The sequence below is a fragment of the Sphingobium yanoikuyae genome, from assembly GCF_034424525.1.
Lineage (GTDB): Bacteria > Pseudomonadota > Alphaproteobacteria > Sphingomonadales > Sphingomonadaceae > Sphingobium > Sphingobium yanoikuyae.
Genome location: NZ_CP139979.1, coordinates 2,394,207 through 2,417,494 on the forward strand (window position 1 = coordinate 2,394,207; position 23,288 = coordinate 2,417,494).

The following is a 23,288-nucleotide window of genomic DNA, read 5'->3' on the forward strand; positions in this document are numbered from 1 at the left end:
TAAAACTCACATTTCTTCAAAGTATACAATGTCATACTTTAGTCCATTAACGCTGTTAAACGCCCATTTCCCATAGGTTTCGTGGCAGAAACCTGCCAAATATCCACCAATGCAGAAAGCATCTCAAGTTCGCGAAAAACTCCGACTTTTGCATCGCCCCAACCATTGCTACATAGAAATACCCCCGGTATACTTCCTGATAACAGGGTCGCTCGTTAGTTAGTCCATTTTCACGCGGCATTTGCCGCGCAGATGATCTTTACGCGCCGGGACTTTCGCCCCGGTCGAATGATACAGGGCATTTTAGCTGGTGAGGGAGACGTCATGCTCGAACTACATCAAGCGGGGGCACCCTATTATCCGGAGTTTTTCGGTGACGAACGTGGTAGTGCCACAGTTCCCGTGCCGATCTATCTGGTTCCGCCGAGTCCATCCCATACAACGTCCCGTGCAGAGCTGCAGCGCCTGATCAACAGCATTCCGGTCAAGATCGTGGTGGTGGATCGCGATGCCTGCATCGTGGCTATCAATGGCGCCTGCCAGCCCTATCTCCGCGCCGTTGGCCTCGACCTGCATCTCGTGGCAGGCCAGAGCTACTATGCCGTGAAGGCGCGTTTCGCCGCGCCGCCGCAGGATGCCCGCAGCGTGAGCGAACATGTCGCCGCCCTCTGTCAGCACAACACGCCCTTCAGCCAGACCCTCAGCTTCCCGCTCGCCGGGCAGGACATCCGCATGGTCGTCCATGGCGAACGCCTGCCGGGCGCCGAGGATCTGTTCATCCTCAGCCATCTCGATGATGAAGATCCGGAAAGCGAAACCGCCAATCCCCGTCGCTACCACCTCTCGATGCTGCAGGCGGAGGAAGAGGAGCGCAAGCGGATCGCCCGCGAGTTGCATGACGAAACGGCCCAGCAACTGGCCCTGATGCAGTTCAACCTCATGACGCTGCGCAACAGCGACATGAGCCCCCAGGCCAATGACGCCTATCAGGCCATGGAAATCTCGCTCAAGGCGATCCAGGACCAGGTGCGGACGCTCAGCTATCTGCTCCATCCGCCCGAACTGGCGGAGGATGGTATCGAGGCGGCCCTCGCCCATTTCACCCGCGGCTTCGCCCGCCGGTCCGGGCTCCAGGTCGAATTTCGCTGCCTTTCGGGGCCGATCAAGCGCGACCCGGACATGGAAATCGCCTTCTATCGCGTCGCGCAGGAAGCACTGGCCAATGTCTACAAACATGCCGATGCCCGCCACGCCGTCGTCCGCCTGCGACGGACCCAGACCAGCTTCACCCTGGAAATAGAGGATGATGGCCGGGGCGTGCCCGAACATATCCTCAACGGTCAGGGCCGCGACATCGTCGGCGTCGGCCTGTCGGGCATGCGGGAGCGGGTCGCGGCCCTCGCTGGCCAGTTGGAAGTCCGCCGCACCGGCGCTGGCACGCTCGTCACCGCGACCATACCGCGCCGACGTCAATGTGACTGAACCAGCCTGATCGGCGGCGCAGGATCAGGCCCGCCCGCCGATCGCCCGCCGATCAGGGTTCGACGATATTGTTGCGCACCGCATAGCGCACCAGCTCCGCCGTCGTTCCCAGCTTCAGCTTGTGCATCGCCGCCGCGCGGTGGGTCTCGACCGTCTTCACGCTGATATCCAGCAGATGGGCAATCTGCTTGTTGATCTTGCCCTCGGCGATCAGTTGAACGATCTCGCGCTCGCGCGGGGTCAGCGTGGCGACATTGCTGCCGGCCACGCTGCTCTTCACATAATGGTCGAGCAATGTTTCGGAGATCGCCGCCGAGAAATAGGGCTTGCGCAGCGACAGCGCCTCGACCGCCGACTGCAGATGCTGGCCGCTGTCGGACTTGAGCACATAGCCGCGCGCGCCCGCACGCAGCACCTCGACCAGCAGATCCTCCCGATCATGCATCGTGTAGATCAGTATTTCGATCCGCGGGAATTCCTGCTTGAGCGCGCGGGTCAGTTCCAGCCCGTTCATCAGCGGCAGCGAATAATCCAGGATCGCGATGTCCGGCTGGGTATCGCGCGCCGCTTTCAGCGCGTCATGCCCGTCCGATGCCTCGGCGACGATCTGCCAGCGATCCTGGGTTTCGAGGAAAGTCCGAACCCCCTGGCGCAAGGCCTGATGATCGTCGGCAATCAATATCCGCGTCAATGGCTTGCTCATCCCTTACCCCTGTCCACTCCCGATGGCGCCCATGATGAGCCCGCCTATCTTTGCGGCCCGCCCGCCTGAAACAATGGGGGTTTTCCCCCGCATCGGCCGATATTGCCCCGACAGCGCGCAAAGCCGCCAATATCGGCCTTTCCGTCATGGTCCACGTGGAGCCTGGCAGCGGAAAATCTGCCATGTCCCGCTTTGCTTGGCGAGAGGAAAGCATGGTTATCGTGCATTTTCCTGATCTTAGCATCGATCATAGGGTTTTCTGCGATGCGAGCGTCCCCCAACCGGATCGGGGATTATCCCGATGGCCCCACCCGCCGCGCCGATGGATGATGGCACCGGGCTTCATGGCCTTCAGGGAAATTGGGGACAGATGATGCGCAACGTGAAGACCTGCCTGCTGGGCGTTCTCCTGCCGCTGGCCGGTGCGATCAGCACCCCGGCGAAGGCCGTCGAGGGCGCAGCCAGCCTCTATGTTCCCGGCACCGGCGGCCCAGCGACCGCCGTGATGCCGCCGCTGGAGGGTGTCTATTTCGACGACACCATTTACATCTACAATGGCAGCGCGAGCGCCAGCAAGGAATTCGTCGTCGGCGGCAATGTCGTCGCCGGCCTCGATGCAACGATCGTCGCCGATTTCCTGACGACGCTGGTCGTGCCCTCCACCAACTTCCTGGGCGGCACATTGTCGATGGGCGTGACCGTGCCGGTCGGTGCGCCGATGATCGATGCCAATGCCGTCGTCACCGGCCCGTTCGGCAATCTGCGCAGCCTCAACGTCCATGATTCCGCGCTCGTCGTCGGCGATCCGGTGTTCAACACCATGCTCGGCTGGAAGGCAGGCAAGCTCCGCATCCAGGCCAGTAGCATGGTCAACATCCCGGTCGGCCATTATCGCGAGGACCAGCTGGCCAATCTGGCGCTGCATCGCTGGGCAGTCGACACCTCGCTCGCGCTCAGCCTGCATGATGATGAGAGCGGCTGGGATCTCACCGGCAAGGCCGGCGTCACCTTCAACGGCAAGAATGACTATACGGAATATGACAGCGGCAACGAGTTCCACCTCGAAGGATCGGTGGAAAAGGCGCTGTCGAAGAAATTCTCCATCGGCGCCCAGGGCTATTGGCTCAAGCAGATCAGCGATGACAAGAGCAGTGGCGCCCTGCTCGGTGCCTTCCGGGGTGAGGTGGTCGGCGTCGGCGGCACGGCCGCGCTCAATGTCACCATGGGCCGCTCGCCCGCGACCTTCCGCCTGCGCGCCTTCAAGGAACTCGACGCCACCAACCGGCTGAAGGGCGAGGCCTTCTTCCTCAGCCTCACCCTGCCGCTCTACATGAAGATGCCCCCGCAATAGCGCCGGGGCATCCCCTCTATAGCTGCCGCAGCGCCCTTGCGGGCCGCACCGACATCAGCGGGATCGATCCGGCAAGCCCAATCCCCAGCGTCAGCACCGCTCCGCCCGCCAGCGTCGCCAGCACCACGCCCCAGTCGGGCGCCCAGCCGAAACTGAACAGCTGCACCACCACATACCAGGCGGCGGCCCCACCCAGCAACAGCGCCACCAGCGCCAGAAGCCCGGCCAGCACGCCATATTCCAGCGCCTGCGCCCCCAATATCTGGCCGCGCGTCGCGCCCAGCAGCTTCAGCACCACGCTGTCATAGCTGCGGCTCTGCCGCCCGGCCGCGATCGCGCCGATCAGCACCGCGACCCCCGCCAGCACCGTCACCGACGCCGCCGCCAGGATCGCCCCCGACATCTGGTCCAGCAAGCCAGACACCTGGCCGATCACCTGCCCCACCTCGATCACCGACGCGCCGGGGAAGCTCGCCAGCAGCGCGCTGGTCACCGCCTGCTCCTGGCGCTTGTCGGGCAGGCTGATCGTCGCGGTCAGGCTGTGCGGCGCCGACGCCAGCGTGCTCGGCGAAAAGACCATCACATAGTTGAAACCCATCGTGTCCCAGTTGATCTTGCGCAGCGACGCGACCCGCGCCTCGATCTCGCGGCCCAGGATCGACACGGTGATGCGGTCGCCGACCCAGATGTCCAGCGCCTTGGCCTGGTCGGCGTCGAGCGACACCAGCGGCGGCCCGACATAATCGCGCGACCACCAGCGTCCCTCCACGATCTCGCTGCCCTCGGGCAGGGTCGCGCTATAGGTGACGCCGCGCTCGCCGCGCAGGATCCACGCCCCTTCCGGTTTTTCCTTGAGGTCGGCGACGCGCTTGCCCGAATAGCCGGTCACCGTGCCACGCAGGATCGGCACGACATTCAGCTTCGCCGCCGGCACGCGCCTGGCCATCAAGGCGCGAAACTGCGCCTCCGCCCCGGCCGGCATGTCGAGTATGAACAGGTTGGGCGCCTGTTTCGGCACGGTCCGGCCAATCTCCGCCTGGATGCTGGTCTGGATCGCCGCCAGCGTGACGAACAGGGTCAGCGCCAGCCCCAATGCCACGGTCAGCGCCGCGGTCTGCGCGCCGGGCCGATGGAGGTTGGCAAGCGCCAGCCGCAGCAGCGGCCGCCGCGCATGGGGCATGCGCCGCGCCAGCCACTTTATCCCCTGCCCCATCGCCAGCAGCAGCAACAGGGTCGCCGTAATGGCGCCCAGCATCGCCGCTGCGAACATCGGCGTACGCGCCGTCAGCAGCACGACCGCGACCAGCAGCGCGATCGCTCCGCCGACCAGCGCCAGCGTGTGCCGGTCGATCCGCCGCCGCCCGTCGACCAGAGTGCGCAGGATCGCCGCCACTGGCTCGGTCCGCGCACGGGCCAGCGGCGGCAACGTGAAGATCAGCGCGATCAGCAGGCCATAGGCGGCGCTCGTCGCCAGCGGCAGCGGATAGAGGTGGAAGCCCGGCGCCACCGGCAGCATGTCGCCCGCCGCCCAGACCAGCAAGGGCGGCGACAGCGCGCCCGCCACCAGCCCGGCCAATATGGCCAGCCCCGCAACCACCCCGATCTGCAGCAGATAGATGCGCTGGATATCGGCCGATGTCGCGCCCAGCACCTTGAAAGTGGCCAGCGCGCCGCGCTTGATCGCCAGATAGGACGCAACGCCATTGCTGACGCCGATCCCGGCAATCACCAGCGCGGCCAGGCCGATCAACAACAGGAACTGGCCCATATTCTCGATGAAGCGGTTGGTGCCCGGCGCTGCCCGCTCGCGGTCCTTATATTCCCAGCCCTGCTCGACATAGCGCTTCTCCAGCCGCTCGCGCAGCGCCTGCGCATCCGCCCCGGCGGGCAGGCGCAGCCGATATTTGGCGCGGTAGAGGCTGCCCGGCTGGATCAGCCCGGTGCGGTCCAGCCCGTCCATCGACACGATCGCCACCGGCCCCAGGGTAAAGCCCTCGCCCACCCGGTCCGGCTCGTCGGCGATGATCGCCGCCACCGTGAAATCGGCCGTGCCATAGCGCAGCGCGTCACCGACGCCGATCGCCATCCGCTCCGCCAAGGCCGGGCTGATCAGGATGCGGTCGGCCGCCAGCGGCGCATAGCGTCCATGCTGCAACGCCAGCGTGCCATAGAGCGGATAGGCATCGTCCACGCCTTTCAACTCGGTCAGCAGCGGCGGCGCCTCGAGCCCGCCGCCCTTGTGGACCATGGCGCGCAGCCGCACCGTCTCGCTCATCCGGCCCAGCCGCGTGATCGCCTGCTGGTCGCGCGCGTCCATCACCCGCTGGGTCATGGCTATCTCGACATCGCCGCCCAGGATCATCTGCCCCCGCGCCGAAATCTCGCCGGTGATCGCGCTGGTCAGGCTGCCGATCGCCGCCAGCGTCATCACGCCCAGGAACAGGCAGACGAACAGCAGCCGCAAGCCGCGGAACCCGGCATGCAGGTCGCGCCGCGCGATCCGCCAGCTTGCCCCCCACCCCAATGGCGTCACGCGGCAACCTCGCCGCTCAGCTGCCCGTCCCGCATCTCGACGGTCCGGTCACACCGCGCCGCCAGCGCCGGATCATGGGTGATGATCAGCAGGGTCGCGCCGCTCGCCTGTTGCCGGGCGAACAGCAGGTCGATGATCGCCGTGCCGGTCGACTGGTCCAGATTTCCCGTGGGTTCATCCGCGAACAATATCGCCGGATCGGGCGCCATGGCCCGCGCGATCGCCACGCGCTGCTGCTCGCCGCCCGACAGCTGGGCGGGATAATGGGACAGGCGATGGCCCAGACCCACCGCCTTCAATTCCTGCGCTGCCCGCTCGAACGGATCGGCCAGCCCCGCCAGTTCCAGCGGCACGGCGACATTTTCCAGTGCCGTCATCGTCGGCAACAGATGGAAGGATTGCAGGATGATGCCGATCCGCCCGCGCCGCGCCCGCGCCAGCCCATCCTCGTCGAGCGCGCGATAATTGACGCCCGCCACGCTGACCGTGCCGCCGCTCGCCTGCTCCAGCCCGGACAGGATCGCCATCAGCGATGACTTGCCCGATCCCGACGCCCCCAATATCGCCAGGCTCTCGCCGCGACGAATATCCAGGTCGATCCCCTTCAATATCTGCGTGTTGCCGAGCGAGAGGGTGACATTGCGCGCCTGGATCGCGATATGGGGGGCATCGATGGTCGCATGCATGAAGAAGGAAGGCTCCTTGGCGAACGGTTTCCGGCTATATGGGTTCTCGCTGCTGCTTGTCCAACTGCTCGCCGCCTGTTCCCCAACGAAGCAAGAGGCGCTTCCCGCCGCCGACAATAATGCAGCGAACATGACAGCGAAGGCGACACAGCCAATCGCCGATGGCAAGCTGGTCGTCGTCTTCGGCGACAGCCTCTATGCCGGCTATAATCTTCAGCAGGATCAGGGCTTTGCACCCATACTTGAACAAGCCCTGTCAAAACAGGGGATCAAGGCCCATGTCGTCAATGCCGGCGTGTCGGGCGACACCAGCGCGGACGGCCTCGCCCGCCTCGCCTTCGGTCTCGACGGCCTGCCGCGCAAGCCCGATCTGGTCCTCGTGGGCCTGGGCGGCAACGACATGCTGCGCGGCCTCAGCCCGCAGGCGACCCGGGCCAATATCGACGCCATCCTGACCGAACTCGACAAGCGCGGCATCCCGGCGATGCTGACCGGCATGATGGCCTCGCCCAATATGGGGCCGGACTATGCCGCCGCCTTCAACCCGATCTATCCCGATCTGGCAAAGAAGCATGGCGTGCCGCTCTACCCCTTCTTCCTCGACGGCGTGATCGGCCAGCGCAGCCTGCTGCTGCCCGACGGCATCCACCCCAATCCCCAAGGCGTCCAGCGCATCACCGCCAAGGTCGCGCCGTTGGTGGCCAGGCAGTTGGGGGAGTAGACCGCGGGCGAAAATCGGGTGTCCGTCAAAATGGCTAAAATGGGTGGGAACAAGACATTCCTCCCCGGCACGGGGAGGGGGACCGCTCGCGTAGCGAGTGGTGGAGGGGCACAGGCCGGATAGCGCAGCGCCAAGAGGCACCTGCCCCTCCGTCAGCGCTTCGCGTCTGTTCAATGGAGACCCGTGTCTCCATTGAACTCCCCGTTCCGGGGAGGAATGTCCACTTCTGGTCGCTTCCTGCCCGCCCAAATTTGCCCTCCCGGCCCAGACACGCTCGTCGGCCCGCTAGATCAGTCCTCGCACGATCCAGCCCGGCAGCGTCGCGATCGCCAGCAACGTCCCCAATGGCGCCCGGCTCTGCCCCTGCACCGCCCGGCCCAGCGCCAGCGCGACCAGCGCCCCCGCCAGCCCCAGCGACGCCGCGATCAGCAGGATGAAGGGCAGCGCCTGCCAGCCCAGCCAGGCGCCGATCGCGCCGAGCAGCTTGGCGTCGCCCAGCCCCAGCCCTTCGCGCCCACGCAGCGCGCGATAGCCGAGCGCGATCGCCAGCAGCCCCAGATAGCCCGCCGCCGCGCCGATCACCCGGTCGACCAGCGCGACGTCGGTGGTCCACAGCCCCAGGGTAAAGCCGAAGAAGGCAAGCGGCAGGGTCAGCGCATCGGGCAGCCAGAAATGGCGCCAGTCCAGTAGCGCCAGGGTCAGCAGCAGCCAGCCGAGCAGCGCCCAGCCGATCCCGCCCAGATCCGGCACGAACCCCAGCGCCAGCGCGCCGATGATGGCGCAGCCCGCCTCCACCCGGCCATGGAGCGGATCGATCGCCGCGCCGCAGCTCCGGCATCGCCCACGCTGCACCAGCGCGCTCAGCATCGGCACCAGGTCGATCGCCCCCAGCACCCGGCCACAGCCGTCGCAGGCCGACCGGCCGCGCATCACGCCCCGTCCCTGCGGCCAGCGCAGGATCAGGGTGGCAAGGAAGCTGCCCGCGATCGCACCCGCGACCGCGCCGAACAGGGCCGCCCAGGGATCGATCACAACGTCCCTTCGACCTTCAGCACATAGGCGTTGCCGACCGTGGCGAAGCCCGCCTGGCCCAGTGTCCCGGCCAGCGCCGGGTCGGCGGTTTCCACCCGCATTTCCGCAGTATAGCGGCCTGACCGCCAGATGCGCAGGTTGATCTTCTCCATCCCCGACTGGCTGACCAGCGGCAGCAGCAGCGCATCACCATCGCAGGCGACCGTGCCCGACAGCCCCTGCGACAGGTTCAGCCCGGCAATCTGCGTCGCCATCCGCGCCCGCACCCGGCCTTCGGCATGGCCGCAGACATCGCCGCGATAATAGCCGCTGACATCCTCCATCATCAGCCCGCTGACCGGCAGCGGCGCGAAGGTACGGCCCAGCGGTACCGAGCCGGTCACGTCATCGATGCCGATCCGGTCTAGCCCGACCGTCAGCGCCCCTTGGATGTCGTCGGGCTGGCCGCGATGGCGGGCAATGTCGAACCGCGCCCGGCCGACCAGCAGCGAGACAGGCGACAGGCCGGCGCGCACCGACCCCATCGGCATTTCGCCGAGCATCAACTGGTCGATCCGCCCGCTCCACACGCTGCCGCGTATCTCGCGCGCGGCCAGGCCCAGCCGGTCAAGCTGCGCCAGCCCCAGCGCCACGCGCATCGGAATGAAGACGATCAGGCCCAATATGAACAGCGCGATCAGGATCATGCGCATCCGGCGCGACAGGATCAGCCCCTTCATTGGCCACCTCCGCGCACCAGCACCGCCTGCACCGACACGCTGCCTGCGGTCGGCGAGGGCCGCGCGCTCATCGTCTCGACCCGAAGCCCCTGCGCCTCCAGCCCCGCAATCCAGCTCATCATCGCCACCGGTCGGACCGAGGCGATGGCGATCTCCATCCGGCCATTGCCCTGCGGCTGCGCCCGTTCCAGCGTCAGTCCGGCCTCGCCCGCGCTCTGGCCGACAAATTGTTCGATCGGGATGGCCGGGCCGGTCGGCGCGGGCCTGCGCGGCAGATGCTTGAGCAACTTCACCTTGGCGCGGATCGCCGCATTGCGATCGGTCGCCTCGCGCAAAGCATCGCGGGCGGAAACCTGCGCATGGGTCAGCGGCCGGGCCACGCCCAGCCACAATATCACCACTGCCAGCAGCGCGAACATCACGCCCAGCATCCATTGCTCACGCGGCGACCGCTCGATCCAATAGGCTTTCATCCTGTCCATCATGACCGCACCGTAATATCTGCCAGCGTGCGCCCGCCCGGATCCTGGGACGGGGTCGCCGTGATCGTGTAACCGGCCGCCTGCAACGCCAGCAGCACGATGTTGATGTCATCCGCCTTGGCGGCGGCCAGCGTCGCGCGCACCATGCCGTCGGGATCGCGCGACAGCGACGTCAGCGACACGCCCGGCGCATCCTGCATTGCGCTCATCAGTCCGGCGACCGGCGCGGTGAAGGCATAGGCGCCGGCCCCGCGCGCGGCGAGTTGCCGGTCCATCTCCGCCTCGACCTGCATCACGTCCGAAGCCTCCGGCAACACCTGCCGCGCCAGCGCCAGGCTCTCGCCATCGACCTGGCTGGCGGCGACATTCTGCCGCACCAGCGTCACCAGGCTGATAAGCAGGCTGGCCAGCAGGATCAGGCCGCACCAGATCGCGACCCGGCCCAGTGCCCGCGTGTCGATCTGACGCCGCACCCGCTTGGCGAAATCGCCCTGGCGCAGGTCGATCGGCGGCGTATCGAGCGCCGCCACCAGTCGCGCTTCGATCTCGTCGGCCGCGACCGCCCGCACCGGCGCGTCGCCGATCAGTTCGGGCAGCGCCATGTCAGCGGTCAGCGCCATGTCCGCGCCGCGCAGCACCTGCGCCCCGCCAATCATTCCGGAAACGAAACCATCATCACTTTCCGGCAACAGCAGCGCCGCCGGCACGATGATGTCCGGGTCCAGCCCATGATGCTGCGCCCAGAGCAGCCAATGCTGCATGTCGCTGCGCGCCGCGACCGCCACGATATGCGGGCGGGCCGGATCGTCATTCTCGTCAGCGGCGGCGAACAGCTGATCGGACGGCAGGATGGCGCCGGCCAGCGCGCCCAGCCGCGCCGCCGCCCGCCCCTGCCGCGCCGGCAGGTCGGGGTGCGACACCCAGTGCAGCGCCACCAGTGCGGCCGGCGGCACCAGCATAACCCGCGCCTTGTCGGACAGCTCGGCAAGGCCACAGGCGGCCAGCCAGTCGGCCCCGGCGCCGGTCTGGACGATCGCGCCATCCACCACCCGCATCCATGTCGGCGCGTCCTCCGCCCCTTCGGGCAGGGCAATGATCAGGGCATCGGCCGAACTCATGCGCCCGTCCCCCAATCGCGCCGCACCAGCCGGATCGGCGGTTGCCGGGCATCGATCAGCCCGCGCTCCACCACTTGCGTTCCCCCTACATTCACCGACACGTCCACTCTGAAAAATCCCGTCGTCAACTTGACCTGCTCGGCCACCTCGGTGAGCGGGCTGAGCCCGACCAGAGAGGGTGCCTGCCAGAATTGCGGTATGCTGCCGTAGCCTTCCGCCGGCCGTTGCGCCAGCAATTGCCGTGCCTGCGCCACGCTCAGCTGCCCCGGCAGCAGCATCGCGAACAAGGGCGCCTGATCGGGCAGCAAGGTATTGATATTGATCGGCGACATGTCCGATACCGGCAGCGCGCAGACCCAGGGCCGGACCAGATCATAGACCGCCGGCGTGATGCCGTTCACCGCCCGCAATTCGCTGGCGTCGACCATGAAGCGGTTGGCGGTGCGATAGGGCCGCGCCGCGCGGGCATAGGTCTCGTCCTCCGCCCCAGCCGGTTGGGGCACGCTGTCGGTATCGATCCAGTCGGCAAGCGAGGCAGCGGCGACCTGCGCCTGGCGCACATCGACGCCCAGCGCCTGCAACAGCGCCTGGAACTGCGAAACCGCCACCGGGCGCACCTTCAGGCTGTTCTCGTTGTTGCCGGCGACCACGCTGTTGAGGTTGAAGCAGTTGCTGCCGTCGGTCACCCGCGCCGTCGCCATGCCGCCGGGCACCGGGATCGCCTGCGGCGTGCCCATCCAGTTGCCCGCCAAGGTCGTCTTGCCGGGGCTGGCCGCGACCAGATCGCCGATCTTGAGGCGCGCGATCACCATGCCCGCATCGGCAAAGGCCCGCCCTTGATCGACCGCGCCGCCATTGCCGGTCATCCGCGTCGCCAGCGCCACCCGCTCCAGCGCCGTGGCCGCCACCACCGCCATCACCGCGACCAGCAGCAAGACGGTCAGCAGCGCGGCGCCGCGCTCCTCGGGACGGTTGGGATCAGGCCGCCGCATTGGCCGCCTCCTGATCGTCAAGCGGCGCTTCCTTGGGACCGGGCGCCACCAGGAAGCGCAGCGTGACCGGCGGCTCGCCGGTGCGCTTGACCACCATCTCCACCGCGCGCGGCATCAGATCGGGCTGGCCCGGCGTCCACTCCTCGCGCCACTCGCCTTCCCCATCGCGGAAGCGGAGCGTCACCTCCTCGACATGGTCGAGCAGCGCCGCCGGCTCGTCGCCCGCCGCCCCGTCGATCTGGGCATAGCCGCGCCGTTCCAGCCGGCCCTGCCGCACCCAATATTCGACCTTCTGCAAGGACGGCCGGGGCAGGTCGCCCAGATTATCCCATCCGCCGCGCACGAACTGCATCACCGGCTGTTCCTCGCCATCGCGATGCGCCCAGAAGGCCGGCGCCAGCGTCCCCGCCTCGGTGCGACTGATGCGCGGCACCGCCTGGCCAAGATCGGCCGACAGCGCGCCCGCGGCCCGCTGGATCGCCGCCATGTCGTCCAGCCGCGCCTTGACCTGCGCCTGCGCCGACACGCTGTTGCCCAGCAACAGCACGCCCGCCGCCGCCAGCATCGCAAAGATCATCAGCGCGACGAGCAGCTCGATCAGCGTGAAGCCGTGTTCGGCGGAACGCCTCAAAGACGTGAAGCCTTGTTCGCCCTGTGGCTTCTCCGGCCTCATCACTCCACCTCCCGCAGGAAGCTGAGCACCACCGGCGATGCGCCCGGCTGGCCATCAACCACCAGATCGACCTGCAACAGGCGCTTGTCCTCGCTCGCCTTGACGGTGCGCGTCCAGTGCCAGCGGCGGCCGCCATTCTCGACCTCGCCATCCTCCTCGCCGACCGAGGGCGGGGCGACATCGCTCTGCACCTCGACCATCAGGTTGCGCGCGACGATCTGGCCCAGCGCCTTGCTGTCGAGATCGGCGGCGGTGCGCAGCGTCACCCCCTGCAACCGCACCAGCGCCAAAGCCGCCAGGCTGAACACCGCCAGCGCAACCAGCATTTCGAGCAACGTGAAGCCGTGTTCGGCGGAACGCATAGGAGACGTGAAGCCGTTTTCGGCGGAACGCCTCCCCCTCTCACTGCCGTCATCCCGGACTTGATCCGGGATCCATTCGGCACTCCATCGCCGGGCGTGGAGCCCTGTTGGGCGGAACCCATAGGAGAGGTGATGCCCCGTTCGGCGGAACGCTTCAAAGCGCAGCGCCGAATGGATCCTGACTTTCGTCAGGATGACGGAAGAAAAGGGCCGCCGATCAGCCACCGACCGCGACCTTTCCGGCCATGTCGACGCTGACCTGCACCCGCTCCGCCTCGCGCGCCAGGGTGATGGTCAGCGGATCGGTGGGCAGGCCGGTGCCGTCGAAGGCGATCTGCTGACGGCCGTCCTGGCCCACGAGCGCCCGCGTGCCGGTCTTCCAGTTGGCGCTGACGAAGGGCTTTTCCTCCATCGGCACCCACTGGCCACCCTCGCGGCGCTGGAACCCATAGCCCGAGGCGGAGACCCACACGCCCATCGGGCGCGCGGTGACGACCGCTTCGTCGCGCGCGGCGGCAACGCGCGCGGCAAAGCGATCGGCATCGTCGACGATCCGGCCGCGCGGATCGGGAATGGCGATCACCACGGCAGCCGAAATGAAGCCGATGATCGTCAGCACGACCATCAGCTCGATCAGCGTGAAGCCGTGTTCGGCGTAACGCTCCAAAGGCATGAAGCCCTGCTGGGCGGAACGGCCGCCCCGCTCACCGTCGTCATCCCGGACTTGATCCGGGATCCATTCGGCGCTCCGCTCAAGGCGCAGCGCCGAATGGATCCTGACTTTCGTCAGGATGACGGCAGGAGAAATCCACCGGTCAGCCACCGCCATCCACCGTCCGGCCATCAAGGCGAGCGGAAGGCGTGCGGCATCACATTTCGCTGGAATAAATGTCCGCATTCTCATTCTCGCCGCCCGGCTGGCCATCGGCGCCCAGCGAGCTGATGTCGAACGCGCCCTTCTTGCCCGGCACGGTGTAGATATAGGCGCGGCCCCACGGGTCCTGCGGCAGCTTCTTGATATAGCCGCCACGGCGATAGCGCTGCGGCTGCGCCAGCGAGGCGGGCGGGTTGAGCAGTGCCTGCAGCCCATCCGACGCGGCGGGATAGGTCAGGTTGTCGAGGCGATATTGCTCCAGCGCCTGCTCGATGGTCGAAATGTCGGCCTTGGCCTTCTCGACGCGGGCGGTATCGGTGGCGGGAATGACGTTGATCGCCACGATCGTCGCCAGCAGGCCGATGATGACGATCACGACCATCAGTTCGACCAGCGTGAAGCCGTTTTCGGCGGAGCGCCGAAAGGGCGTGAAGCCGTTTTCGGCGGAGCGCCGGGCGGCAAGCTGCGCCTCCCGTTCGATCAGCGCGGCCCGGATCTTGTTCAACTTCAGCATATTCTACTCCTTCAAGCCCCGGTCAGGCTTTGCAGCTGCAGGATCGGCAGCAGGATGGACAGGATGATGACGGCGACGATGCCGCCCATCAATATGATGATGATCGGCTCCAGCATGGCGAGCGCGGCCGAGGTGAAGGCGTCGAACTCGCGCTCCAGATAATCGGCCGCGCGCTCCAGCATCGTGTCGAGCCGCCCGGCACTCTCGCCGCTCGCCGCCAGATAGACCAGCAACGGGGGAAACACCCCTGCCCGCTTCAACGCCGCCGACAGGCTGCCACCGCCCCGGATCGCCTCGACAATCTCGTCCGACGCCTTGCGCAGCACCCGATTATGCACCGTGTTGGCGGTCAGCGACAGACCCTCCATCAGTGGCAGCCGGCTCGCCACCATGGTCGAGAGCGTGCGCGCCATCCGCGCGGCATGCAGGTCGCGGATCAGCCGGCCCAGCACCGGCAGGCCCAGCAGCATCGCGTCGAAGCGATAGCGGAAGCTGTCGATCTTGAGCGCGCGCCAGAAGCCGAAGGCGCCAAGCCCGATCAGGATCAGCAACAACCACCAATAGCCCGCCAGAAAGGCGGAAATGCCCATCACCATCCGGGTCAGCAGCGGCAATTGCTGGCCCACCGTGTCGAACTGTTCGACCACCTTGGGCACCACGAAGATCATCAGCGCCGCGACCACAAACACGGCGAAGGTCGCCAATACCGAGGGATAGGCAATCGCGGTCAGCACCTTGGACCGCATCACTGCCTGCCGCTCCATCAGTTCGGACAGACGCTCCATGATGGTGGGCAGGCTGCCCGAGCTTTCGCCAGCCGAGATCATCGCGCGATAGAGGGCGGGAAAGCTTTTCGGCTCCGCGCCCAGCGCATCGGCCAGCCGCCGTCCCTCCAGCACGCCCGAATGGACCTTGCCCACGATCGCGCGGACATGATCCTGCTCGCTCTGCCGGCTGATCGTGCGCAGCGACTCCTCCAGCGGGCTCACCTGGATCAGGGTGGAAAGCTGCCGAGTGAAGAGCGTCAGTTCCTTGGCCGACAGCTTGGGCGCGCGCAGCGACAGGCCGGCCCGCTTGCGCGCGACCGACACCGCGCCCGGCTCCAGCCGCACGACGAACAGCTTGCGCGCATCCAGCTTTACCCGCGCCTCGTCCAGGCTGTCCGCCTTGACGCTGCCCTTGCGTTCCTTGCCCGCCGGGTCGATCGCGACATAGTCGAAATCAGCCATCGGCAATGGTTTCCACCTCGGTCGCGTCGCGGCGCGACACGCGGATCGCTTCCTCGGCCGTGGTCTGGCCGTCGCGCACCAGCGCGCGCGCGGCTGACCCCAGGTTCGGCGCATTGAGGAAGGCATGGCGGGCGATCAGCGACTCGTCGCCGCCATCGTTGATCAGGCGGCGGATCGTGTCGTCGACGCGGATCGCCTCGAACACGCCGATCCGGCCCTTGTAGCCGGTGCCATTGCATTCGTCGCAGCCACGCGCCCGGTAGATGATCGTGCCGGGGTCAAAGCCCAGCAGGGCGCTTGCCGACTTGTCGGCCTGCACCGGCTCGCGGCAATGCTGGCACAGCCGCCGCACCAGCCGCTGGGCGACGACGGCGCGCAGCGTGGAGGCGAGCAGGAAGGGTTCGACCCGCATGTCGCGCATACGGGTGATCGCGCCGACCGCGTCATTGGTATGGACGGTCGACAGCACGAGATGGCCGGTCAGCGACGCCTGCACCGCAATCTCGGCGGTCTCGCGGTCGCGGATTTCGCCGACCATGACGACATCGGGGTCCTGGCGCAGGATCGCGCGCAGCCCGGCGGCAAAGGTCAGGCCGACCTTGGCATTGACCTGGGTCTGGCCGACGCCCTCCATCGCATATTCGACCGGGTCTTCGACGGTCAGGATGTTGCGGCTGCCATCATTCAGGTTGCGCAGGCCGGCATAGAGCGTGGTGGTCTTGCCCGAACCGGTCGGCCCGGTGACCAGGATGATGCCGTTGGGCTCGCTCAGCCCCTCGCGGAAGATGCGGTCCGGCGCGCCGGTCATGCCCAGCAGGTCGAGCGTGATGCCCGCATTTTCCTTGTCCAGAATACGCAGCACCACCCGTTCGCCCGCCCGGCTCGGCAGCGTCGATACGCGCACGTCGAGCAGCTTGCCGCCCAGGGTCAGGCCGATGCGGCCATCCTGCGGCACGCGCCGTTCGGCAATGTCGAGCCGCGCCATCACCTTGATGCGGCTGACCACCACCGGCGCGACATGCGGCGGCATGCGCAGCGTCTCGCGCAGTACGCCATCCACGCGCATCCGCACGATCAGGCCCGTCTCATAGGGTTCGATATGAATGTCCGACACACCCTGGCGCGCGGCCTCGGCAATGATGCCGTTGATCAGGCGGATCGCCGGCGCGTCGTCCGCGCTGTCGAGCAGATCGTCGGCGGTCGGAATATCGGCGGCCAATATGTCCAGCTCGTCCGCGCCGACGTCGATCGACCCGGCCATGGCGGCGGCACTGCCCTCCATCGCATAATGATCGGACAGATGGCGGTCGAACTGCGGCGCCTCGACAAAGCGCACGTCGAAGCTGCGGGCGAGATGCCGGCGCACCTCCAGCAGCACGCGCGGATCGCTGCCCTCGCGCACCGCGATCGACAGTCGCTCGCCATCCTGCGGCAGCATCACCACGCCATGCTTGCGGGCAAAGCCATAAGGAATGTCGACCGGTCGTGGCGGAAGAACCGACGGCATTACCGTCACATGCTCCTGTTCGCTCACTTCTGCTCTCCGCTTGGCGGCAGGTCGACCGGGCGGACGACGCCGCTCGACTGCCGCACCGTGGGTTCGATGACCTGGACCTGCCCCGGTGCCGGCGAAGTCGCCGGCGCGGCGGCCGGCGCACCGGCCTGCGGTTCGACCAGCATGTCGCCGGGCTGCGGCGCGATCGGCGGCTGCGCGCCCATATAGTCACGCACCAGCTCGTCGATGGTCGGCTCGCTGTCGGGGCTGCGCTGCAACTGCATGCCGCGCACATAGCCATAGCGCTGCTGGGTCAGGCGCTGCGCATCTTCCTTGGTGCGCAGGATGGTCGGGCGGATGAAGACCATGAGGTTGGTCTTGGTCCGGCTTTTGCTGCGCGACTTGAACAGCTCGCCAATGCCCGGAATGTCGGACAGCAGCGGGATGCGCTCGATCGTCTTGCGCTCATTATCGTCCAGCAGGCCGCCCAGCGCCAGGATTTCGCCATCATCGACTGTGACCGTGGTCTCGATCTCGCGCTTGTTGATGATCAGGTCGCTGCTCGAATTGCTGACCGGGCCGGCCACGCTCGACACTTCCTGCTTCAGGAACAGCTTGATCGCACCGCCGGTGTTGATCTGCGGCTTCACCTCCAGCTTGATGCCGACATCCTGGCGCTGGACGGTGCGGAACTGGTTGTCGAAATTCTGGCTCAGCGCCTCGCCGGTGGTCACCGGCACCTGCTGGCCGACCAGGATCGACGCCTTCTGATTGTCCAGCGTCATCACCGACGGCGTGGAAAGCAGATTGCTCTCGGTATCCGACTTCACCGCATTGATGATCGCGCCGAAAATGCCATTCTTGCCGATCTGGGTGCCCAGCCCCCCGACGATGCCGGTCGCGCTGGCCAGGCTGTCGACCGCCGCCTGGGTCAGGCTGCTGGCCAGGTCGCTGTTGGTCTGCGTCTCGGTCGTCGTGGTCGTGCCGTCGGCCGCCACCACCGTCGTCTTGGTGGTGCCCAGCTTGGTCGCGCCATAGGCACCGGCGATGGTGATCAGGCTGGGCGAGGCATTGCTGTAATTGGTCGCGGCAAAGCCGGTCGATGTGCTGCCCAGCAGGAACTGCACGCCCAGCTTCTTGGCTGCCGCATCGCTGATCTCGACGATGATCGCCTCCACCAGCACCTGCTCGCGGCGGGTGTCGATCTGGCGGATGGTCTCGCCCAGCATGCGCTGCACATCGCTGTTGGCGGCAACGATGATCGCATTGGCGCCTTCATAGCGGGTGACGATCGCCGGGCCGCGGGTCGAAATGCCACTGCCGCTCGATCCGCTGGAGGCCGCCGCGACCGGTGCCGCCGCAGCGCTGGCCGGAGCCGCGCCGCCGCCAGCGCCGCCGCTGGCGCCCGCCGCCGGCACCGAGGAGGTGACGGGCGAACTGCTCGACTGGCCGATCAGCTGCTGCAACACCGGCAACAGCTTCTCCGCATCGGCATGTTCCAGCCAGTAGACGCGGATTTCCGTGCCGCTCGCCGCCTGACGGTCCAGCTCGCGCGCCATATTGGCCAGCCGGGTGACGGTATTCACATCGCCGCGAATGGCGATCGCGTTGCTGCTGTCGATCGGCACCACGCTGGCGGCCGCTGGCGCGCCATTCTCGCCGCCGCCACTTTGCACCAGTGCCTGCAGCGATGTCGCGATCTCGCGCGCACCGGCATTTTTCAGCATCACCATCTGGGTCGAGCTGGTGTCGCGATCGACCCGCGCAATCACCTGACGGATGCGCGCGACATTGTCGGCATAGTCGGCGACGACGATGCTGTTGCCAGCGCGATTGGCGGTGACCGTGCCTTCCTTGCTGATCAGCGGGCGCAGCGTTTCCAGCACGCTGGCCGCGTCGACCGAGCGCAGGCGGAAGACTTCGGTGACGAAGCTGTTGCGGGTCGCCGCCCGGCCCACCGCGCTCGGCTGGCCGGCCGCGCCGTCCGCCGGCTGGATGCGATAGGCGCCACCGGGCGCCGGCACCGCGACCAGGCCATTGGCGCGCAGCGTCGACAGCACGATCTCGAAATATTCCGACTTGGACAGCGGCCGGTCGGTCACCACCGACACCTTGCCCTGCACCCGGTTGTCGATGATGAAGGTGCGACCGGTGACGCGCGCGGCATCTTGGATGAAGGCGCGGATATCGGCATCGCGCACATTCAGCGTCTGCTGCGCATGTCCGGGGACCGGGGCAGCCAGGACCAGCGCGAGGGCGGCGGAATATTTGAGGATATGTCTGGTCATTGGCCTTGCAATATCAGGTTGATCGGCACGGTGACGGCGCCGCGCTCCACGGTCAGGGACAGGCGTGCGCCGGGCACGATCTGGTTCTGCAATGATGCCAGGTCACCGGCCGATCCGATCGGCTGGCCGTTGATCTGGGTCACGATGTCGCCGGCCTGGAAACCGGCATTCTGAAAGCCCGGCCCCTTGGGGCTCAGCACCAGCCCGGTCACCCGGCCATTCTGGGTGCGCGGGGAAAAGCCGATGTCGCGCTTCACCGCATCGGCGCTCGGCGCATCGCGGCCCGGCACCGGCGAGGGCGCGCCTTCACCCGGCGCCATATCCCCTTCGGGCGCGCCGCCCGGTCCACCGGCCGGCCCACCGGCCACCGACGCAGGCTGGGACTGGTCGAGGAACACCTGCTCCTCCGCCCCACCGCGATCGATCGTCACATGATCGAAGAACACCGCCTTCAGCACCACGCCGGGCATGATCTCGTCGCCCACGGCATAGCTGTTCTGGATGCCATCGGGCGTCGCCAGGATCGCCGATCCCTGCCCCGTCCCCTCGTTCAGCCGCACGCCATAGAGCGTCAGCGCCAGCGAAGTGACGACGCCGTTGCCCGCCTGCGGCGCGCCGGTGCGGAAAAAGGGATCGAAACTGGCGAACAGCGCCTGCCGCGCACTGGCCGACAGTACTTGCGCCTGACGCCCTTCCCAGGGGCCGAAGGCGCCGACCGGCGTCAGCAACACCCACACCAGCCGGGCAAGCTGCAATGCCAGCACGGCCAGCAACAGCTTTTCGACCAGCCCCAGCCAGTCGACCGGCCGCGCATAGCGCCGCCACCCTTGCAACTTGTCGCCGAACGGCACACGCATGAGCCGAAATGTCCCCCTTGGTTCGCCCGCCTGCTAGGCAACTCTTCTTACTGCCAGATGACGTTTATGTTACCATAATATGACAGGTAGCAATGGGGCCGCGACGATGCTTGCATTTCGCAGGGTCAACGATAGCTAGGGCCACGGAAACCGGCCTGCAGCGCCGTCATTCGCGGAAATGCCCATGACCTTGTCCGACCCGATCCTGTCACCGCCCGCCGCACCCGACGCCGATCCGGCCTGGATTGCCAGCCATCCGCGCGTCCAGCGGGTGCCCAGCAAGGATCTCACCCTGTTCATCCAGCGTGATTTCCTGAGTCTTGACGAATGCGCGCAGGTGATCGCGCGGATCGATGCGGACCGTCGCCCCTCGACCATCGCGGACGCCAATGGCGATGGCTATTTCCGCACCAGCGAGACCTGCGACCTCGACCATGGCGACCCGTTCGTCGCCGCCATCAACGCCCGGCTCGACAGCTTCGCCGGCATCGCCACCCAATATGGCGAACCGATCCAGGGCCAGCGCTATGGCGTCGGCCAGGAATTCAAGGCGCACACCGATTATTTCGAGCCCAAGGGCGCGGACTATGACAGATTCTGCGCGGTCGCGGGCAACCGCACCTGGACCTTGATGGTCTATCTCAACGAGCCCGCCGCCGGCGGCGCCACCCGCTTCACGAAGATCGGCAAGACGGTGCAGCCCGAAACCGGCAAGCTGCTCGCCTGGAACAACCGCATCACCCCGGATCGCTTCAACCCCGCCAGCATCCACCACGGCATGAAGGTCCGCAGCGGCGTCAAGCATGTCATCACCAAATGGTATCGCGAACGCCCCTGGGGCTGAAGGCGATGCCCCAGGCGGCGCACATATTTCAGCCGCGCTGGGTGATTTTCCGCCAGCGGGGTGTGCGTTCGCAACGTCCGCCCTGCAAGGCAACTATGACACCGCCCCGCGCCTGGCGCGCAGGGCGGCGCCTGTCTCGTCAGAAGTCGACCGTGGCCGAGAGCCAGAGGCGGCGCCCTTCCTGGTTGATCGAATAGGCCGGGGTCCAGGCGGTCACATTGGCCGCAGTCTGATAGGGCACATAGACCGCATAGTCGGTGTCGAGGATATTATAGAGCGTCGCCGACAGGCGGAAGGCCGGCGCGACCTGGTAGGAACCACCCAGGTGGAAGACTTCATAGCTGCGGAAGTCGCCCACGGCGCTCTGCTGCGCATTGGCGCCGCGATAACGGCTCGACCGCACTTCCGCCCGTGCCCAGACGCTGGCCTTGTCGCCCAGCTTCCAGCGCAGATTGCCGTTCAGCATATGCTTGGGCATGCCGATCAGCGGCAGCCCTTCTTCCGATCCGCTGAGCTGCTCGGTCTCGGTATAGGTATAGTTGGCGGACAGCGACAGGGTGGAGGTCAGCGCGAAACGGGTTGCCACCTCGACGCCGCGGGTGCGGGCCTTGTCGATGTTGATCGACTGGCTGAACATCTCGACATTGGGGAAATTGCCGACATCGACGCAGCCCGGCAGGTTGGGCGCGGCCGAGAACTGGCAATTGGGCACCCCCGGACCGCTGGCGATCTTGTCGGTGAAGTCATTGTTGAACAGGGTGACATTGCCGCTGAAGAAGCCGTCGCCGTCATAATAGAGGCCCGCTTCATAGCTGGTGCTGGTTTCCGGCGTCAGGCCCGGCGATCCCAGCAGCGGCACCCGCCCCTGGCTGCCGAAGCCGATGATGCCCTCGGCAATCTGTTCGACGCGTGGCGTCTTGAAACCGCGGCTGACACCGCCCTTCAGGGTCAGCGCATCATTGATGTTCCACACCGCATAGGCGCGCGGCGACCATTTGTCGCCAAAGGTCGAGTGATTGTCGTAGCGCGCGCCGCCGGTGATGTTGAAGCCGTCGACGACGGTCAGCGTCGCTTCGGCAAAGCCCGCCCACTGGGTGAACTTGAACGGCTCGGGGGCCACGCCCTCGACCATGCGCGCCTTCCAATATTGGCCGCCAACGGTGAAGGCCAGCGCGCCCGCCTTGCCGGCAAAGCGGGAATCGATGATGTCGTTGCGCGCCTCCAGCGTGCGCGGACTGCCCGGCACCGCGCCCGGCGTGCCATTGGGGATCAGGCGGCCGATCGTCTCGGTCTCGTTGCGGGTCAGGGTGGTGTCGAGCTGGCCGAAACCCATGCGCCAGCTGTGCGCGATCACATAATTGCTGCGGTTGAACCGCTGTTCGGGGGCATAGCCGCCCGATCCCAGCGTGCCGAGCTGGCCCCGGCTATTGTCATAGCTTTGTTCATTGCGATCATATTCGAACCACAGGTCATGATCGGCATGGGGCGTCAGCGTCAGCCGGCCGCCATAATTATAGATGTCCGATTCCACCGGATTGCGGCCCAAGGTCAGCGCCGGATCGCCGGGGATCTCGATGTCGGAGCCGGCGCGGTGGAACACACTGCCACGCAGGGTCAGGCCGGCCAGCCCCTTGATGATCGGCCCCTGGGCAAAGCCGTTGACCGACCGGATATTGCCAAAGCGGTCATCGCCCTGGATCGTGCTTTCGGCGCTGGCGGTGCCGACCCAGCGATCGCCGACCTTGCGGGTGATGATGTTGACGACGCCGCCCATCGCGTCCGAACCATAGAGGGTGGACATCGGGCCGCGCACCACCTCGATCCGGTCGATCGCGGAGAAGGGCGGCAGGAAGCTGGTGGAAGTTTCGCCAAAGCCGTTGGGCGTGACGCCGCCGGGCGCATTCTGGCGCCGGCCGTCGATCAGCACCAGCGTATAGTCGCTGGGCATGCCGCGGATCGAGATGTTGAGGCCGCCGGTCTTGCCCGCTTCGCCGCCGACATCGACGCCCTGCACATCCTGCAGCGCTTCGGCCAGGCTGCCGAACCGCTTTTCCTGCAATTCCTCGCGGCCCAGCACGGTGATGCTGGCCGGTGCCTCGATGATATTCTGTTCATAGCCGGCCGCGGTGACGACGATCGCGCTGGACTGCGCATCGGCATCGGCATCGGGCGCCTGTGCCTGGGCGGCGACGGGCAGTGCGAGCGCACCGATCAGGGCAGCGCCCCCAAGCAGATGGGCACGCGTCGAGAAGATTACAGGAAATGGCATTTCAGACCCCCATTGAAATAATAGTGCGACTTAGTCGCATTAGAATTTCACGGGCTGATGTGGA

21 protein-coding genes are annotated in these 23,288 nt (G+C 66.7%); 4 read left to right on the forward strand and 17 right to left on the reverse strand.

Annotated elements, in window-relative coordinates; translation table 11 throughout:
- Positions 1-324: 324 nt before the first annotated feature.
- Positions 325-1,482 (forward strand): sensor histidine kinase, encoded by a 1,158-nt coding sequence (locus tag U0025_RS11020; RefSeq protein WP_004207432.1) that lies wholly within the window; start codon positions 325-327, stop codon positions 1,480-1,482.
- Positions 1,483-1,534: 52 nt separating this feature from the next.
- On the opposite strand, the gene U0025_RS11025 is transcribed toward U0025_RS11020, so the two are convergent.
- The gene (locus U0025_RS11025; protein WP_004207433.1) at positions 1,535-2,185 is read right to left on the reverse strand and encodes a response regulator; all 651 of its coding nucleotides are present in this window, start codon (positions 2,183-2,185) and stop codon (positions 1,535-1,537) included.
- A 301-nt stretch (positions 2,186-2,486) separates the two neighbouring features.
- On the opposite strand from U0025_RS11025, the gene U0025_RS11030 reads away from it, so the two are divergent.
- Positions 2,487-3,536, forward strand: coding sequence for a SphA family protein (locus U0025_RS11030; protein WP_004207434.1), 1,050 nt, complete (start codon positions 2,487-2,489; stop codon positions 3,534-3,536).
- 16 nt (positions 3,537-3,552) lie between these two features.
- Here U0025_RS11030 and U0025_RS11035 read toward each other — a convergent pair whose 3' ends face one another.
- Positions 3,553-6,069, reverse strand: a complete 2,517-nt coding sequence (locus U0025_RS11035; RefSeq protein WP_004207435.1) for an ABC transporter permease — start codon at positions 6,067-6,069, stop codon at positions 3,553-3,555.
- Positions 6,066-6,755 carry an ABC transporter ATP-binding protein gene (locus U0025_RS11040; RefSeq protein ID WP_004207436.1) on the reverse strand — a complete coding sequence of 230 codons (690 nt, stop codon included), beginning with the start codon at positions 6,753-6,755 and terminating at the stop codon, positions 6,066-6,068. The genes U0025_RS11035 and U0025_RS11040 overlap by 4 nt, the downstream gene beginning before the upstream one ends.
- Between U0025_RS11040 and U0025_RS11045 the strand changes: the two genes are divergently transcribed.
- Positions 6,754-7,476, forward strand: coding sequence for an arylesterase (locus U0025_RS11045; protein ID WP_037490195.1), 723 nt, complete (start codon positions 6,754-6,756; stop codon positions 7,474-7,476). The genes U0025_RS11040 and U0025_RS11045 overlap by 2 nt on opposite strands.
- A 285-nt stretch (positions 7,477-7,761) precedes the next feature.
- Here U0025_RS11045 and U0025_RS11050 read toward each other — a convergent pair whose 3' ends face one another.
- From U0025_RS11050 to U0025_RS11110, 13 genes are all read right to left on the reverse strand, one after another.
- Positions 7,762-8,508 (reverse strand): prepilin peptidase, encoded by a 747-nt coding sequence (locus U0025_RS11050; RefSeq protein WP_004207438.1) that lies wholly within the window; start codon positions 8,506-8,508, stop codon positions 7,762-7,764.
- A complete protein-coding gene (gene gspN, locus U0025_RS11055) occupies positions 8,505-9,227 on the reverse strand; it encodes a type II secretion system protein N (RefSeq protein WP_004207439.1) in 723 nt (240 codons plus the stop codon). The genes U0025_RS11050 and gspN overlap by 4 nt, the downstream gene beginning before the upstream one ends.
- Positions 9,224-9,712, reverse strand: coding sequence for a type II secretion system protein GspM (gene gspM / locus U0025_RS11060; protein ID WP_004207440.1), 489 nt, complete (start codon positions 9,710-9,712; stop codon positions 9,224-9,226). The genes gspN and gspM overlap by 4 nt, the downstream gene beginning before the upstream one ends.
- Complete coding sequence (gene gspL, locus U0025_RS11065; protein ID WP_004207441.1) at positions 9,709-10,827, reverse strand: type II secretion system protein GspL; 1,119 nt, start codon at positions 10,825-10,827, stop codon at positions 9,709-9,711. The genes gspM and gspL overlap by 4 nt, the downstream gene beginning before the upstream one ends.
- Positions 10,824-11,819, reverse strand: coding sequence for a type II secretion system minor pseudopilin GspK (gspK, locus tag U0025_RS11070; protein WP_004207442.1), 996 nt, complete (start codon positions 11,817-11,819; stop codon positions 10,824-10,826). The genes gspL and gspK overlap by 4 nt, the downstream gene beginning before the upstream one ends.
- Positions 11,806-12,492 (reverse strand): type II secretion system minor pseudopilin GspJ, encoded by a 687-nt coding sequence (gene gspJ, locus U0025_RS11075; protein WP_004207443.1) that lies wholly within the window; start codon positions 12,490-12,492, stop codon positions 11,806-11,808. Before gspJ ends, gspK begins: the two co-directional genes overlap by 14 nt.
- Positions 12,492-12,854 carry a type II secretion system minor pseudopilin GspI gene (gene gspI, locus U0025_RS11080; RefSeq protein WP_004207444.1) on the reverse strand — a complete coding sequence of 121 codons (363 nt, stop codon included), beginning with the start codon at positions 12,852-12,854 and terminating at the stop codon, positions 12,492-12,494. Before gspI ends, gspJ begins: the two co-directional genes overlap by 1 nt.
- A 217-nt stretch (positions 12,855-13,071) precedes the next feature.
- A complete protein-coding gene (locus U0025_RS11085; RefSeq protein WP_051156944.1) occupies positions 13,072-13,527 on the reverse strand; it encodes a GspH/FimT family pseudopilin in 456 nt (151 codons plus the stop codon).
- Between the two features lie 196 nt (positions 13,528-13,723).
- Complete coding sequence (gspG, locus tag U0025_RS11090; RefSeq protein ID WP_004207446.1) at positions 13,724-14,242, reverse strand: type II secretion system major pseudopilin GspG; 519 nt, start codon at positions 14,240-14,242, stop codon at positions 13,724-13,726.
- An 11-nt stretch (positions 14,243-14,253) separates the two neighbouring features.
- Positions 14,254-15,471 (reverse strand): type II secretion system inner membrane protein GspF, encoded by a 1,218-nt coding sequence (gene gspF / locus U0025_RS11095; protein WP_004207447.1) that lies wholly within the window; start codon positions 15,469-15,471, stop codon positions 14,254-14,256.
- A complete protein-coding gene (gene gspE / locus U0025_RS11100; RefSeq protein WP_010336568.1) occupies positions 15,464-16,978 on the reverse strand; it encodes a type II secretion system ATPase GspE in 1,515 nt (504 codons plus the stop codon). The genes gspF and gspE overlap by 8 nt, the downstream gene beginning before the upstream one ends.
- A 23-nt stretch (positions 16,979-17,001) precedes the next feature.
- Positions 17,002-19,254, reverse strand: coding sequence for a type II secretion system secretin GspD (gspD, locus tag U0025_RS11105; RefSeq protein WP_004207449.1), 2,253 nt, complete (start codon positions 19,252-19,254; stop codon positions 17,002-17,004).
- A complete protein-coding gene (locus U0025_RS11110; protein ID WP_004207450.1) occupies positions 19,251-20,111 on the reverse strand; it encodes a type II secretion system protein N in 861 nt (286 codons plus the stop codon). Before U0025_RS11110 ends, gspD begins: the two co-directional genes overlap by 4 nt.
- Before the next feature lie 184 nt (positions 20,112-20,295).
- Between U0025_RS11110 and U0025_RS11115 the strand changes: the two genes are divergently transcribed.
- Positions 20,296-20,955: a prolyl hydroxylase family protein gene (locus U0025_RS11115; RefSeq protein ID WP_004207451.1), complete on the forward strand. Its 660-nt coding sequence runs from the start codon at positions 20,296-20,298 to the stop codon at positions 20,953-20,955.
- A gap of 139 nt (positions 20,956-21,094) precedes the next feature.
- On the opposite strand, the gene U0025_RS11120 is transcribed toward U0025_RS11115, so the two are convergent.
- Positions 21,095-23,224: a TonB-dependent receptor domain-containing protein gene (locus tag U0025_RS11120; RefSeq protein ID WP_004207452.1), complete on the reverse strand. Its 2,130-nt coding sequence runs from the start codon at positions 23,222-23,224 to the stop codon at positions 21,095-21,097.
- Between the last annotated feature and the right edge of the window lie 64 nt (positions 23,225-23,288).

Excerpts from the sequence above, each read along its gene's own strand:
- U0025_RS11020 (WP_004207432.1), top strand. The coding sequence starts at position 325 with ATGCTCGAACTACATCAAGCGGGGGCACCCTATTATCCGGAGTTTTTC.
- U0025_RS11025 (WP_004207433.1), bottom strand. The coding sequence starts at position 2,185 with ATGAGCAAGCCATTGACGCGGATATTGATTGCCGACGATCATCAGGCC.
- U0025_RS11030 (WP_004207434.1), top strand. The coding sequence starts at position 2,487 with ATGGCCCCACCCGCCGCGCCGATGGATGATGGCACCGGGCTTCATGGC.
- U0025_RS11045 (WP_037490195.1), top strand. The coding sequence starts at position 6,754 with ATGAAGAAGGAAGGCTCCTTGGCGAACGGTTTCCGGCTATATGGGTTC.
- U0025_RS11040 (WP_004207436.1), bottom strand. The coding sequence starts at position 6,755 with ATGCATGCGACCATCGATGCCCCCCATATCGCGATCCAGGCGCGCAAT.
- gspN (WP_004207439.1), bottom strand. The coding sequence starts at position 9,227 with ATGAAGGGGCTGATCCTGTCGCGCCGGATGCGCATGATCCTGATCGCG.
- gspM (WP_004207440.1), bottom strand. The coding sequence starts at position 9,712 with ATGATGGACAGGATGAAAGCCTATTGGATCGAGCGGTCGCCGCGTGAG.
- gspL (WP_004207441.1), bottom strand. The coding sequence starts at position 10,827 with ATGAGTTCGGCCGATGCCCTGATCATTGCCCTGCCCGAAGGGGCGGAG.
- gspK (WP_004207442.1), bottom strand. The coding sequence starts at position 11,819 with ATGCGGCGGCCTGATCCCAACCGTCCCGAGGAGCGCGGCGCCGCGCTG.
- gspJ (WP_004207443.1), bottom strand. The coding sequence starts at position 12,492 with ATGAGGCCGGAGAAGCCACAGGGCGAACAAGGCTTCACGTCTTTGAGG.
- gspI (WP_004207444.1), bottom strand. The coding sequence starts at position 12,854 with ATGCGTTCCGCCGAACACGGCTTCACGTTGCTCGAAATGCTGGTTGCG.
- U0025_RS11085 (WP_051156944.1), bottom strand. The coding sequence starts at position 13,527 with ATGCCTTTGGAGCGTTACGCCGAACACGGCTTCACGCTGATCGAGCTG.
- gspG (WP_004207446.1), bottom strand. The coding sequence starts at position 14,242 with ATGCTGAAGTTGAACAAGATCCGGGCCGCGCTGATCGAACGGGAGGCG.
- gspF (WP_004207447.1), bottom strand. The coding sequence starts at position 15,471 with ATGGCTGATTTCGACTATGTCGCGATCGACCCGGCGGGCAAGGAACGC.
- gspE (WP_010336568.1), bottom strand. The coding sequence starts at position 16,978 with ATGCCGTCGGTTCTTCCGCCACGACCGGTCGACATTCCTTATGGCTTT.
- gspD (WP_004207449.1), bottom strand. The coding sequence starts at position 19,254 with ATGACCAGACATATCCTCAAATATTCCGCCGCCCTCGCGCTGGTCCTG.
- U0025_RS11110 (WP_004207450.1), bottom strand. The coding sequence starts at position 20,111 with ATGCGTGTGCCGTTCGGCGACAAGTTGCAAGGGTGGCGGCGCTATGCG.
- U0025_RS11115 (WP_004207451.1), top strand. The coding sequence starts at position 20,296 with ATGACCTTGTCCGACCCGATCCTGTCACCGCCCGCCGCACCCGACGCC.
- U0025_RS11120 (WP_004207452.1), bottom strand. The coding sequence starts at position 23,224 with ATGCCATTTCCTGTAATCTTCTCGACGCGTGCCCATCTGCTTGGGGGC.